Raw genomic sequence first — 12,887 nt, 5'->3', positions numbered from 1 at the left:
AGGGGACTCCTTCTGGAAGTGGATCCTGCGCTGGCCGGGCATCAGAAGTCCGGCGAGAGTGCGGCGATTGATGCTTACCGCCGAGGCCGGGCAGGTTGCGGCGGCCATGAGGAGGCCGCGGGTCTTGTTCTCGTCGACGAGGGTGTGAATGCGGGCGCGAGGTCGGGGCGGCATGAGTGGTGGGCGCTCGGGCCCGTGCGTCAGTGCAGGGAGATTGTCTCGAGTGGGGTCCAGTGGTAGAGGTGGTGGGTTCTGGTGAGGGACAGGAGGGTGAGGGTGGTGATGGAGAGGGCGGTTGAGCGGGGTGGGTGGTTGAGGATGCGGGTGGTGATGGGGGCTGAGGGGGCCGGGTGGTTGCAGTAGGCGATGGTGATGTGGGGGTTGAGTTCGGGGAGTTCGGGGACGGCGTCGTCGCCCCAGACGTCGGTGATGGCGGCTCGGGTGAGGTCGCGGAGGTGCTGGAGCGGTTCGATCGGGCGGACCGGGAGCTGGATGGACTCGCGGTCGAGGACGGCCGGGCCGATGCCGACCGGGAACGCGCCGAGGCCGGTGACCCGGTGACGGGTGGCCTTGACGATGTCCGCCAGGTCGGACTCCGGCACCCGGTCGGTGAAGCCGATGCCCTGCAGGGTGAGGTGCAACCACTCCAGCGGCACGGGCGTGAAGCCGGGGAGGTCGTCGACCAGCTCGGCGTACGACGTATGCAATGCCGCCATCTCCGCTCGGTCCGCGAACGTGACGTGCCAGGTGTAGAAGGAACGGTCGGCGCGCCAACCAGGACGCCAGTACCAGTGGTCGTGGACTTCTTCGAACATCGACGGGCCTCTCATTTGCTCGGGGTCGCCCTGCTGGCGGGATGACGGGTGAAGACGCGGATCGAGTCGTGCAGCGCGCGAGCCTTCGGATCGGTCGCGTGCCGGCTGAGGCGGGTGAGGGCGGCGACCTCGCTGATGCGATGGATCAACGGACGCACCCGGTACTCGACCGGTGTGGTCAGCACGACCGACACCGCCTCCGTCGCGCCGTCCAGATCACCGAGCTGCAGGTGCGCCTTGGCCTGCTGGAGCCGGACCATCCGTTCGGAACCGAAGTTGCGGACCGCGTGCGGCGCTGCCTCGAACTGCGCGATGCCGCGATCCGCGTGCTCGAGGGTGCGCTGTGCCTCGCCCAGCGCCAGGTGCGTGTCGGACCAGATGCCTTCCGCGCGTTCCGGCGTACAGAGGAACGGGCCACCGAGCTCCGGTACGTCGGTGCGGACCGTGGTGCGCTTCGCGATCGTGAGAGCCTCGCGGGCCTCGGCGTGACGGCCGGTCCGGGCGAGATCGACCGCAGCGACGCTGGCCAGGAACAGCGTTGAACTGCCGGTCGCGTACTGCAGTCCGTCCTGCGCGTACGTCGTCGCCCGGGCGAAGTCGTCCTGCCAGAACGCGGCGGTGTGCTGCGTCGCCCGCACCCAGGCTCGCAGGTCGTCGCTCTCGGCGGCCTCGGCACAGGCCCACGCGGTCCGGGTGTGGCTCTCGGCGACATCCGGGCGGCCGAGGTCGACCGAGATCCAGGCCAGCAGGGTCAGCGCCCAGCCGCCCGCGGCGTACAGGTCGCGGGTCTGGCTTGGTGGCTGCCGGCCGGCGAGGAGGCGGAACGCGCGGTCCCGGATTGCCCGGGCGCGGATGTACAGCGGCCTGGTCGGCGTGCGCAGGTACTGCTGGGTGATGCGCACGATGTCGGCGTGCAGCTGTTCGACGGTCAGGTCGCCGACGTTCGACTCCTCGGCGAGGGCGAGGAGCGCGACCGACTCGTCGCCGGCCTGCACCAGGTCGTCCTCGAGCCCGAGCATCGAGCTGGTCCCCGGCTCCGGATCCGTGCCGGCCAGGCCGCCGGGCGCGACGAATCCGAGGTCGGCGTCGTCGACCACGTTCAGGACAAAGCGCAGGCCGGCCCGGTACGCCGCTCCGGGCCAGCGGACGGCGCCGCGTTCGAGCTTCGCGATGTAGTGCCCGTCGAGCTCGTACTTCGTCTCGGTCGTCTCCCACAGCCAGCCGCAGACCGCCTCCGCGAGCTCGGCCCGGGACATCTGCTCACCGGGCGCTCGGCGGGAAGGAGTGCGTTCGCGGGCGGTGCGGAGGAGTTCGTTCGGGTCTGGCATGGCGGTAACTATAGGTGTCCGCGCACCGTCTGTGAGGTCGAAGACGAGGGCTGTGGATGATCTGCCCCAGGTTGCCCCGGAATGCCCCGAGATGCCCCGGATTTCCCGCGCTGTAAGGGGTTTCCGGGTGGTGCGGCTGGTCGGCTGGCGGCGGACCGGGGCAGATCGGTGGTCGAGAGGCTGGTAGCTGAGCGTGCATGGTCGGGGCAGACAGGGGCAGGTCGGGGCAGATGTGGGACCGGCTGGCCTCCAGAGCGGAGGATCGGCCTCCTAGGGTGGGCGGATGGCCGAGGAAGCGGTGACGACCTTGCGGGCGGAACTCGCCCGGTTCGAGCGGGCCGAAGAAGGGTTCGCCCTGCTGGAGGTGTTCCTGGAGGTGGCGCGACCTTGGCTGGGGCCTGTTGTCCTCGACCCGGTGGAGTTGCGGTTGCCGGACGAGATCACCCACGACCAGCGGCTGATGCTCGGGCTGATCGAGGGGATCGAGGCCGAGCCGCGGCAAGGGCGCGTGGTGGAGCGGGAGTTCGACATGGAGGACGCACAGGCACGGTGGGACTACGTCCGGCTGGCCTATTGCGCCCAGCAGGCGATCGTCTGGAGCGCCAAGCGACGTACGACGTACTTCGAGGTCATGCACCAGAGCAGAGCCACCTACTGGTTGCCGGACAGTCTCAAGGCGGCGTACTTCGATGCCGTGCAGGCCAGGGGTTGGGCCGTCCCGGCGGACTGGCTGGAGGCCGTCGCCAAGCGGCCCAAACCCTGGTGGAAGCGCGGTGGGCGCTAGCTCATGACGGGCAGGCGAGTGAGAGCCTGGGCGACCGCGGCCTGGATATCAGCGTCGTCCCAGGAACGATCCGTCATCGCGCCGCTGAGGTAGGCGTCGTACGCCGCCAGGTCCAGGTGGCCGTGACCGCACAGAGCGGTGAGGATGACCTTCTCCTCGCCGGACTCCTTGCAGCGCTGGGCTTCCTCGATCGCCGCGGCCAGGGCATGCGTCGGCTCGGGCGCCGGCACGATGCCTTCGGTGCGGGCGAACTGCAGACCCGCGGCGAAGCACTCGGACTGCGGTTTGGCGACGGCCTCGATCTCGCCGGTCTCGTACAGGTGGCTGATCAACGGGCTCATCCCGTGGTACCGCAGACCGCCGGCGTGGATCGGGTCGGGGATGAAGTCGTGGCCGAGGGTGTGCATCTTCATCAGCGGCGTCATCCCGATGGTGTCGCCGAAGTCGTACGCGTACGTCCCTTGAGTCAGCGACGGGCACGCGGCCGGCTCCACCGCGCGGATGGTCGGCGACATCCGCCCGGCCCACTTCTCCCGGAGGAACGGGAACGCCAGGCCGCCGAAGTTCGACCCGCCACCGGTGCAGCCGACCAGCAGGTCCGCCGTCTCACCGACCATGGCGAGCTGGATCAGCGCTTCCTCGCCGATGATCGTCTGGTGCAGCAGCACATGGTTGAGCACCGAGCCCAGCGCATAGTGCACAGACTCGTCCTGAACGGCGGACTCGACCGCCTCACTGATCGCGATGCCGAGCGAGCCGGTCGAGTCCGGGTCCTCCGCCAGGATCTTCCGGCCGGCCGCGGTGAGCTCTGACGGACTCGGGTGGACGGTCGCGCCGAAGACCTCCATCATCGTCCGGCGGTACGGCTTCTGGTCGTACGACGCCCGCACCTGCCAGACCTCGCACTCCAGCCCGTACTGCGCGCACGCGAAGGCGAGTGCTGTGCCCCACTGGCCGGCGCCGGTCTCGGTGGTGAGCTTCCGGACACCGGACTTGGCGTTGTAGTAGGCCTGCGGGACGGCCGTGTTCGGCTTGTGCGAGCCGGCCGGGGAGACGCCTTCGTACTTGTAGTAGATCCGCGCAGGGGTGTCGAGCGCCTTCTCCAGCCGGTGCGCCCGGTAGAGCGGGCTGGGTCGCCACAGCCGGTACACATCGAGCACCTCGCCCGGGATGTCGATGTACTGGTCCTGTGAGACTTCCTGCAGGATCAGGTCCATCGGGAACAGCGGCGCGAGATCCTCCGGCCCCACTGGTTGCCCTGTCCCCGGATGCAGCACCGGCGGCGGGGGCGTGGGGAGGTCGTGCAGCACGTTGTACCAACGGGTCGGAAGCTCGTCCTCTGGGAGCAGGATCTTGGTCGGCGTCATGTACGCAACGTAATTCCCGCCCGCAGGCCCGGGCAATGCCCTGCTCAGGAACCAGACCAGCACTTATTCGGCACTCGTCAACCGATCGATCAAGCCGTCGGAGGCGATTCGATAGACCACCTCGGACGGTTGATCGCGCCGCAGAGCCTCCTCGACGCTGAGCGCCACGAGTTGCTTCACCAGCAGCCGGCCGATCATCTCGTGCGAGACGAGCAGCGGTCGGAGCGATCCCGTAGCGGCGATGCGCTCCAACGCGCGTACGGCCCGTAGCTCAGCGTCCGCATAGTTCTCGCCACCGGGGAAGCGGAAGGCGTACTTGTCCTTCTCCCGAGCAGCCCGCTGCCCAGGCCAAGCTGAGTCGATCTCCGCCGACGTGAGCCCCGACCACTCACCGTGCGCCACCTCTGCGAGGTCGTCGACCACCCGCACTGGCAGCTCCAGCGCGTCGGCAAGGATCTCCGCCGTACGTCGAGCGCGCCCGAGTGGACTGGTGAAGACAGCATCGATCTGCTCGTCGCTGACCAGAGCAGCGTTCCGCTGCGCCTGCAGCAGCCCGTGCGGAGTCAGTGGCGAGTCCAGCCGTCCCTGTCTGCGTCCCTCGACGTTCCACTCCGTCTGCCCATGGCGAGCCAGATAGACGGCGTCGAACAGCACTAGTACGCCGGGACCGGGGCTGGACTCGTGACGCCAAGCCACTCGTCGATGTCACTGAGCAGGGACTTCTGGACGTCGGGTGGAGCGGTGGACGCCAGGACCGAGCCGCGGGCCAGGTCGGCGAGCTCCTGGTCGGTGAAGCCGTGGACCGTGCGGGCTGACTCGTACTGCTCGGCCAGACGCGAGCCGAAGAGCAAGGGGTCGTCCGCACCCAGCGCGATGCGTGCCCCCGACTCGTAGAGCTGGCGCAGCGGCACGTCCTCCGGCCGTTCGTAGACGCCGAGTGAGACGTTGGACGCCGGACAGACCTCCAGCGCGATCTGTGCGTCGACCACACGCTTCAGAAGGTCCGGGTCCTCGATGGTGCGCACCCCATGTCCGATGCGGCCGGCTCCCAGCTCGTCCAGGCAGGTGCGGACGGTCGCGGGCCCACACAGCTCGCCGCCGTGCGGGTCAGCGAGCAGTCCGGCGTTCCGCGCGATCCGGAAGGCCGGTGCGAACTCGGACGTCGTACCACGGCGCTCGTCGTTGGACAGCCCGAAGCCGACCACTCCACGCCCCACGTACTGCGCTGCGAGACGGGCGAGCGTCCGGGCGTCGAGGGGATGCCGGGTGCGGTTGGCGGCGATGATCACCTGCACCGCGATCCCGGTGGTGGCCGACGCGTCCCGGGCCGCGTCCAGGACCAGATCGGTGAACTCGGTGATGCCGTGGAACCGGTTCGCGTACCCGGACGGGTCCACCTGGATCTCCAGCCAGCGGGAGCCGTCGGCCCGGTCGTCCTCGGCCGCCTCCCGGACCAGACGCCGTACGTCGTCCTCCGTGCGCAGCACCGACCGGGCGATGTCGTACAGGCGCTGGAATCGGAACCAGCCGCGCTCGTCCGCCGCGGACAGATCCGGCGGCCAGTCGGTACGCAGTGCGTCAGGCAGCCGGACTCCGTGCGTGTCCGCCAGCTCGACCAGCGTCAGGTGGCGCATCGACCCGGAGAAGTGCAGATGCAGGTGCGTCTTCGGCAGCACCCGCAGATCCCGCTGCGTCATTACCGAAGGTTACCGACGGACGGCGTACGGACAGAAATCGGGCTGATCCGATCAGCTGAGCAACTTGGCGATCCGGCCGACGCCCTCGGCCAGGTCTGCGTCGCCGAGCGCGTAGGACAGCCGCAGGTATCCGGGCGCGCCGAACGCTTCACCCGGGACGACCGCGACCTCGGCCTCGTCGAGGATGATCTCGGCCAGCTCCGCGGAGGTGGCCGGCGTACGCCCGTTGATCTCCTTGCCGAGCACGCCCTTGACCGAGGGGTACGCGTAGAACGCACCGGTCGGCTCCGGGCACTCGACGCCGGGGATCTCGTTCAGTAGCCGCACCATGGTCTGCCGGCGGCGGTCGAACGCCTCCTTCATCTCGTCGACCGCGCTGAGGTCGCCGGACAAGGCGGCGATCGCGGCCCGCTGGGCGATGTTGCAGACGTTCGAGGTCTGGTGCGACTGCAGGTTCGTCGCGGCCTTGACCACGTCCTTCGGGCCGATCATCCAGCCGACCCGCCAACCCGTCATCGCGTAGGTCTTGGCGACACCGTTCAGTACGACGGTCTTGTCCGCCAGCTCCGGCACCGCGACGGGGAGCGACGTCGACTTGGCGCCGCCGTACGTCAGGTGCTCGTAAATCTCGTCGGTGATCACCCAGAGGTCGTGCTCGAGCGCCCAGCGGCCGATCGCCTCGACCGCCTCCGGGCTGTCCACCGCACCGGTCGGGTTGGACGGCGAGCAGAACAGCAGCGCCTTGGTCTTCTCGGTCCGGGCCGCCTCGAGTTGCTCGACGGTGACGCAGTACCCCTGCGTCTCGTCGGCGAGCACCTCGACCGGCACACCCCCGGCCAGCTGGATGATCTCCGGGTACGACGTCCAGTACGGCGCCGGCAGCAGCACCTCGTCACCGGGGTCCAGCAGCGTCGCGCACGCGTTGTAGACCGCGTGCTTCCCGCCGTTGGTCACCAGGACCTGGGCGGCCTCGATCTCGTAGCCGGAGTCGCGCTTGGTCTTCTCGACGATCGCCTGCTTCAGCTCCGGGAGGCCGCCGGCGGGGGTGTAGCGATGGTTCTTCGGATCCCGGGCGGCCGCGACCGCCGCCTCGACGATGTAGTCCGGCGTCGGGAAGTCCGGCTCACCGGCGCCGAACCCGATCACCGGGCGACCGGCCGCCTTGAGTGCCTTCGCCTTGCTGTCGACCGCCATCGTCGCCGACTCACTGATGGCGCCGATCCGCGCCGAAACCCTGGAACCCATGCGCCCCATCCTGGCACCAGCGCGGCGGCCAACGCACCGTGGTGTCACCTGGTGATCCGGGGAACACGCAGGGGGCGTGGTCCGTTGGGAGGGGTTGGAGGCTGTATGGTTCTGGTCGCGGTGCGACGCCCGGTCCGGGGGTCGTACGGGCAAGGGCCTCAGTTAGACCAGGTGGCGCGGACCCCGTACACTCTTCTAGTCCGGGCGTTGGTGGCCCTGATCCGGCATGCCCGAGATCAGGTCCCGCGGCGTCCGGAGGATTGCAGAGGGCACTAGCTCAACTGGCAGAGCATCGGTCTCCAAAACCGAAGGTTGGGGGTTCAAGTCCCTCGTGCCCTGCAAATCCTGACCGGCGCAGGGCCGGTCAGGCCGCCGCTAGCGAAAGAGGTAGGTCGTGACGGAGACGCGCACCCCGGCACCGTCCGGCGCCGGCAAGCCGGCGGAAGGCAAGCAGGGCAGGGGCCTGCTGCGCTTCTACCGCCAGGTGGTTGCCGAGCTCCGCAAGGTCGTCTGGCCCACCCGCAAGCAGCTGTCCACCTACTTCGTGGTCGTCCTGACCTTCGTGGTGTTCGTCATCGCGATCGTCTCGGTCCTCGACCTCGTCTTCGGCTGGGCGATGTTCAAGATCTTCGGCTGAGGTTCGCAGCGGCCACGAACGCACTCGCCGGGGGTCCCGGGCCCACGGCCCGACCCGAAGCCAGACAAGACCCGATGCACAGATGACGGAGTACAACGTGTCCGAGCGCGACGACGAGGTCCTCAACCTGGAGGACGAGTTCGACGTATCCGCTGACTCCGACGACGAACCTGACCTCGACCTCGACTTCGACGAGAACGCCACCGACGACGACCTGTTCGCCGATGACGACGACGATGACGACGACCCGTTCGCCGGGCTCGACGACGACGAAGACGAGGACGTCAGCGCCGACGACGAGGTCGAGGAGGACGTCGCGGAGTACTCCGCCGACGACGAGGCCGAGGACGGCCCGGCCGACGCCGACGACTCCGACGAGGAGCCGCTCGTGGTGGTCGCCGCCGCCGACGACTCCGAGGACGCCGAGGTCGTGACCGAGACCGACGTCGAGGACGCCGCCGACGAGCTCGCTGCCGAGACCGCCGAGACCACCACCGACGAGAGCATCGAGGAGGAGCCGGCCGACGACGAGCTGGTCTTCTCCAGCGCGGACGCGGCCCCGGCCGCCGACGACGACGCGGACGTGGACGCGTTCGCCGCCGCGACCGCTGCCGCCGAGGCGCAGGCCGGCGAGGAGAGCGAGCCCGAGGAGCCGGGCGACCCGCTCGAGGAGCTGCGCGGCCGGCTGCGCTCGCAGATCGGCGACTGGTACGTCGTCCACACCTATTCGGGGATGGAGAACCGGGTCAAGGGCAACCTGGAGAACCGGATCAACTCCCTGAACATGGAGGACTACATCTTCGAGATCATCGTGCCGACCGAAGAGGTCGCCGAGATCAAGAACGGGCAGCGCCGGATGGTGAAGCGCACCGTGCTCCCCGGCTACGTGCTGGTCCGGATGGACCTGACCGACGAGTCCTGGTCGACCGTGCGGCACACGCCGTCGGTGACCGGCTTCGTCGGCAACAGCCAGAAGCCTGTCCCGCTCAGCCTCGAAGAGGTTGAGAAGATGCTCGCTCCGGCCGTCGTGGCGGCGGCCGAGGCAGCGGCTGCCGAAGCCGGCGCCGCACCCGCCAAGACCGCGGCCAAGAAGAAGGTCGAGGTCGCCGACTTCGGTGTGGGCGACTCGGTCATGGTGGTCGACGGGCCGTTCGCGACCCTGCACGCCACAGTCACGGAGATCAATGCCGAGGCCCAGCGGATCAAGGCCCTGGTCGAGATCTTCGGCCGGGAGACCCCGGTGGAACTCAGCTTCAACCAGATCCAGAAAGTCTAAGGACCCGACAGAATGCCTCCCAAGAAGAAGATCGCTGCCCTGGTCAAGGTGCAGCTCCAGGCCGGTGCCGCGACGCCGGCCCCGCCGGTCGGTACCGCGCTCGGTCCGCACGGCGTCAACATCATGGAGTTCTGCAAGGCGTACAACGCCCAGACAGAGTCCATGCGCGGCAACGTGGTTCCGGTCGAGATCACGATCTACGAAGACCGTTCCTTCACCTTCATCACCAAGACGCCGCCGGCGCCGGAGATGATCAAGAAGGCCGCCGGTCTGCAGAAGGGCTCGGCCGTCCCGCAGAAGGACAAGGTCGGCAAGATCACCTCAGACCAGGTCCGCGAGATCGCCACCACGAAGATGCCTGATCTGAACGCGCGCGACATCGACGCCGCGATGAAGATCATCGAGGGCACCGCCCGTTCGATGGGCGTCGTCGTCGAGAAGTAGTACCTCCATCGGTCCGCCCCGGCGGATCAGCAGGAGTGGAAGGGCGAGAGGTTCGCCCGTCATCACCACAACGCGAACGAACAAGCAGCGTTCGCACACAGGAGAACAGACATGACACAGCGCAGTAAGGCCTACCGCGCGATCGCGGAGAAGATCGACTTCGACAAGCTGTACACGCCGCTCGAGGCGATCCGGCTGGCCAAGGAGGCCGCCGGCAGCAAGAAGTTCAACTCCACGCTCGACGTTGCGATGCGCCTCGGGGTCGACCCCCGCAAGGCCGACCAGATGGTGCGCGGCACCGTCAACCTCCCGCACGGCACCGGCAAGACGGCAAGGGTCCTCGTCTTCGCCACCGGTGACCGCGCCGAGGCCGCGAAGGCCGCCGGCGCCGACTTTGTCGGCGACGACGACATGATCAAGAAGGTGACCGACGGCTGGCTCGACTTCGACGCCGTCGTCGCCACCCCTGACCTGATGGGCAAGGTCGGCCGGCTCGGCCGCGTCCTCGGCCCGCGTGGTCTGATGCCGAACCCGAAGACGGGCACCGTCACCCCGGACGTGGCCAAGGCCGTGACCGAGATCAAGGGCGGCAAGATCGAGTTCCGGGTCGACCGGCACGCGAACCTGCACTTCATCATCGGCAAGGGCTCGTTCGACGAGAACCAGCTGGTGGAGAACTACAGCGCCGCGCTGGAGGAGATCCTCCGGCTGAAGCCGGCCAGCTCCAAGGGTCGCTACATCAAGAAGACCGTCATCTCCACCACGATGGGGCCGGGCGTTCAGGTTGACCCCAACCTGACCCGCAACCTCACCGAGGAGAACGCGGACGACTGACCCACAAGTCACCACACAGAAGGGCCCCGGATTCCCCCGGGGCCCTTCTGCATGTCCGGGGTCCGTCCGCGCCGCGTCCGCTTGTCCGGGGTCCGTCCGCGCCGCGTCCGCTTGTCCGGGGTCCGTCCGCGCCGCGTCCGCTTGTCCGGGGGTGGCGAGGGAGTCGCGCTTGCTTGTCCGGGGGCGGAGGGAGTCGCGTTTGCTTGTCGGGAGGGGCGGGCGGTGCCGCGCTTGCTTGTCCGGGGGTGGCGCGATGCCGCGCTTGCTCGTCGGGGGGCGGCGCGATGCCGCGCTTGCTCGTCCGGGGGCGGACGGAGTTGCCTTGCTGGTCGGGGTGGCGGACGGAGCTGGGCTTGCTTGTCCGGGGGCCGGCTGGTTTTAGCTTCGGGTGAAGCGGAGGGGCTGGTCGGCGGTTTGGATGGTCCAGCCGTCGGCGTGCTCGGCAAGGACAGTGCCGGGGGTGGCCGCTGGTGGTCCGTCAGCGGGATCGGTACGGCTGATCACGTGCGTGGTGTCGCCGACGCGGATCTGGGCTTGGGGCGAGGTGACGTTGAGGGCTGCGGCCTTGCGGCGGATCTCGGCAGCAGGTACGGCGAGGTCGAGCAGCTTCTCCTCTTCGGTGAACAGCGGCGCCTCGCTGGCCCTGGCCGGGTCCTGATCCTCTCCGGCCTCTCCGGCGACCAGGCGTGGGACGGCCTCGTCCAAGCACTCGCTGAGCAGCTCGTACCAGGACTGCATGAGTCCGCTGCCGTTCAGATCCGCGGGCAGTGGCGCGATCCGCTGCGCGAGGATGGCGCCGGTGTCGAACTCGGCCGCAGTCCGGTGCACGCTCGCCGCGACGCGCTCGTCGCCTTCGTAGATCAGCCGCGACGGATTCGGTCCGCGGCCTTCCGGCAGCGGTGACGGGTGACAGTTGATCGCGCCGTACTTCGGGATCTGCAGGATCTCGGCCGGGATCAGTCGTGGGAACGCGGCCGAGATGACCACGTCCGGTCGCAACGCCTCGACAACCGGCGCCGCGACCGTCCGCAGCTTGCCAGTGATCAGCACATCCGTCCGCTCAGGCAGATCCACCACGAACGGATTCGCGTCCTCGTCGTACCGGCTGCCCGACGTCAGAGGCAGCGTGACGACCAGCACGATCTCGTGCCCGTTCCGGGCGGCGAAGTCGTGCAGCACCCGGAACCCGGGCATGAACGCATTCAGGCAGACGATGCGCAGCGGCTCCGGACGGCCCATGTCAGCCCCTCCGTCCTCCGAGCAGCCCAGGCTCCCCTGGGATCACCAGATCCGGCGTGAGATCGCCGGGCCGTGCGCAGCCGCTGAGACGGAGAGTGTGGCTCAGCTCGTCGCCCAAGTCCGTGAGCAGCCGGGTCACGCCGGCCGAGCCTCCGACTGTGAGCGCCCACAGGGCCGGGCGACCGACGAAGACTGCTCGCGCGCCGAGGGCGAGCGCGGCGAGGATGTGTTCGCCGCGGCGGATGCCGCCGTCGACATAGACCTCGGTGTTCGTGCCTGCGAGTGCCTCGGCGACCTCGGGTAGCGCTTGTGCAGTGGCGATCGAGCCGTCGAGCTGGCGTCCGCCGTGGTTGGACACGATCACAGCCGCCGCACCCGCGTCCGCACACCGCTTGGCGTCGTCACCACGCAGCACACCCTTCACGACCACGGGCAGACCCGTGCGGTCGGCGAGCCAGCCGATCACGTCGGGGCTCAGGTCGTCGGCCTTGTCCAGGTCGTCGTCGGACCACTCACCTTCGGGCAGGTTCTTCAGCCACTGGCCGGGCTGAGCCAGCTCCCACACGGTCTGTCCGTCGTCCTCCTTCCGGCCGACCACCGGGGTGTCGACGGTGAGCACGATCGCCTTCGCGCCGCCGGCGACCGCGGCGTCCAGCATCCGCTCGGTGATGGTGCGGTTCCGCACGACGTAGATCTGCAGCCACCACGGCACGCCGGTCTCTCCGAGGTCGGCGAACGACGTCCCCGCGTTGCTCGACACCCCGAGCACCGAGCCGGCCGCACCGACGCCGGTCGCCATCGCGATCTCGCCATCGGGATCAGCCATCCGCTGCATGGTCGACGGCGCCACCAGCACAGGGGCGTTCACCGGCGCACCGAGAACCGTGGTGCTGATGTCGACGGTGGAGACGTCGCGCAGCACGCGTGGCCGGAACCGGTACGACGCCCAAGCCGCAGTGGCCTCGCCGACGCTGGTCCCACCCGCGGAACCCTGCCGGTAATAGCGGTGCACCGCCTCGGGCAGCTTCTCGGCGGCCGCGGCTTCCAACGTGTCGATCCATCGCATGCGCCCCATCGTTGCACCTGGACAGCCGAGCCGGGAGGCGGATTCCGGAAGAGTGCATCAAGAGTGCCGACTCGATTCCGGGTCGGTACACTGGTCGGCATGACGCAGTACGGGCGGCGATTTCTGCGCCCCGGCCGGCACGACGGTGCCGACGG

The 12,887-nt window shown here is 68.9% G+C and carries 13 protein-coding genes and 1 tRNA gene; 6 read left to right on the top strand and 8 right to left on the bottom strand.

Annotation, left to right across the window (positions count from 1 at the left end; genetic code table 11):
• Positions 1–200: 200 nt before the first annotated feature.
• Together ACGFH6_RS04380 and ACGFH6_RS04375 are read right to left on the bottom strand one after the other, a co-directional pair.
• The gene (locus tag ACGFH6_RS04380) at positions 201–815 is read right to left on the bottom strand and encodes a 2'-5' RNA ligase family protein (protein ID WP_393380379.1); all 615 of its coding nucleotides are present in this window, start codon (positions 813–815) and stop codon (positions 201–203) included.
• 11 nt (positions 816–826) lie between these two features.
• A complete protein-coding gene (locus ACGFH6_RS04375) occupies positions 827–2,143 on the bottom strand; it encodes a hypothetical protein (RefSeq protein ID WP_393380378.1) in 1,317 nt (438 codons plus the stop codon).
• A 283-nt stretch (positions 2,144–2,426) separates the two neighbouring features.
• On the opposite strand from ACGFH6_RS04375, the gene ACGFH6_RS04370 reads away from it, so the two are divergent.
• A complete protein-coding gene (locus tag ACGFH6_RS04370; RefSeq protein ID WP_393380376.1) occupies positions 2,427–2,927 on the top strand; it encodes a hypothetical protein in 501 nt (166 codons plus the stop codon).
• Here ACGFH6_RS04370 and ACGFH6_RS04365 read toward each other — a convergent pair.
• The 4 genes from ACGFH6_RS04365 to ACGFH6_RS04350 form a co-directional block, all read right to left on the bottom strand.
• Positions 2,924–4,294, bottom strand: coding sequence for a TrpB-like pyridoxal phosphate-dependent enzyme (locus ACGFH6_RS04365; protein ID WP_393380374.1), 1,371 nt, complete (start codon positions 4,292–4,294; stop codon positions 2,924–2,926). The two genes, ACGFH6_RS04370 and ACGFH6_RS04365, sit on opposite strands and share 4 nt — an antisense overlap.
• Before the next feature lie 63 nt (positions 4,295–4,357).
• Entirely contained in the window at positions 4,358–4,990 is a 633-nt protein-coding gene (locus ACGFH6_RS04360; RefSeq protein WP_393380372.1) for a histidine phosphatase family protein, read from the bottom strand.
• The gene (locus tag ACGFH6_RS04355; RefSeq protein WP_393380370.1) at positions 4,948–5,991 is read right to left on the bottom strand and encodes an adenosine deaminase; all 1,044 of its coding nucleotides are present in this window, start codon (positions 5,989–5,991) and stop codon (positions 4,948–4,950) included. Before ACGFH6_RS04355 ends, ACGFH6_RS04360 begins: the two co-directional genes overlap by 43 nt.
• 51 nt (positions 5,992–6,042) lie before the next feature.
• Complete coding sequence (locus tag ACGFH6_RS04350) at positions 6,043–7,236, bottom strand: pyridoxal phosphate-dependent aminotransferase (RefSeq protein ID WP_393380368.1); 1,194 nt, start codon at positions 7,234–7,236, stop codon at positions 6,043–6,045.
• A gap of 266 nt (positions 7,237–7,502) precedes the next feature.
• Between ACGFH6_RS04350 and ACGFH6_RS04345 the strand changes: the two genes are divergently transcribed.
• The 5 genes from ACGFH6_RS04345 (at position 7,503) to rplA (ending at position 10,427) form a co-directional block, all read left to right on the top strand.
• Positions 7,503–7,575 (top strand) — tRNA-Trp (locus ACGFH6_RS04345).
• 55 nt (positions 7,576–7,630) lie between these two features.
• Entirely contained in the window at positions 7,631–7,873 is a 243-nt protein-coding gene (gene secE / locus ACGFH6_RS04340; RefSeq protein ID WP_360446750.1) for a preprotein translocase subunit SecE, read from the top strand.
• Positions 7,874–8,261: 388 nt separating this feature from the next.
• Positions 8,262–9,149 (top strand): transcription termination/antitermination protein NusG, encoded by an 888-nt coding sequence (nusG, locus tag ACGFH6_RS04335; protein ID WP_393381150.1) that lies wholly within the window; start codon positions 8,262–8,264, stop codon positions 9,147–9,149.
• Positions 9,150–9,161: 12 nt separating this feature from the next.
• Positions 9,162–9,593 carry a 50S ribosomal protein L11 gene (gene rplK, locus ACGFH6_RS04330; protein WP_131361094.1) on the top strand — a complete coding sequence of 144 codons (432 nt, stop codon included), beginning with the start codon at positions 9,162–9,164 and terminating at the stop codon, positions 9,591–9,593.
• Positions 9,594–9,704: 111 nt separating this feature from the next.
• On the top strand, positions 9,705–10,427 hold the full coding sequence (rplA, locus tag ACGFH6_RS04325) for a 50S ribosomal protein L1 (protein ID WP_393380366.1): 723 nt from the start codon (positions 9,705–9,707) through the stop codon (positions 10,425–10,427).
• A gap of 378 nt (positions 10,428–10,805) precedes the next feature.
• Here rplA and ACGFH6_RS04320 read toward each other — a convergent pair whose 3' ends face one another.
• Both ACGFH6_RS04320 and ACGFH6_RS04315 read right to left on the bottom strand, forming a co-directional pair.
• On the bottom strand, positions 10,806–11,666 hold the full coding sequence (locus ACGFH6_RS04320) for a methionyl-tRNA formyltransferase (RefSeq protein WP_393380364.1): 861 nt from the start codon (positions 11,664–11,666) through the stop codon (positions 10,806–10,808).
• 1 nt (position 11,667) lies between these two features.
• A complete protein-coding gene (locus tag ACGFH6_RS04315; protein ID WP_393380362.1) occupies positions 11,668–12,732 on the bottom strand; it encodes an alpha-hydroxy acid oxidase in 1,065 nt (354 codons plus the stop codon).
• Positions 12,733–12,887 lie beyond the last annotated feature (155 nt).

The sequence above is a fragment of the Kribbella sp. NPDC049227 genome (genome assembly GCF_043197265.1).
Lineage (GTDB): Bacteria > Actinomycetota > Actinomycetes > Propionibacteriales > Kribbellaceae > Kribbella.
The sequence above is the reverse complement of the archived record's forward strand: the minus strand, read 5'-3'. Positions and strand labels throughout refer to the sequence as shown.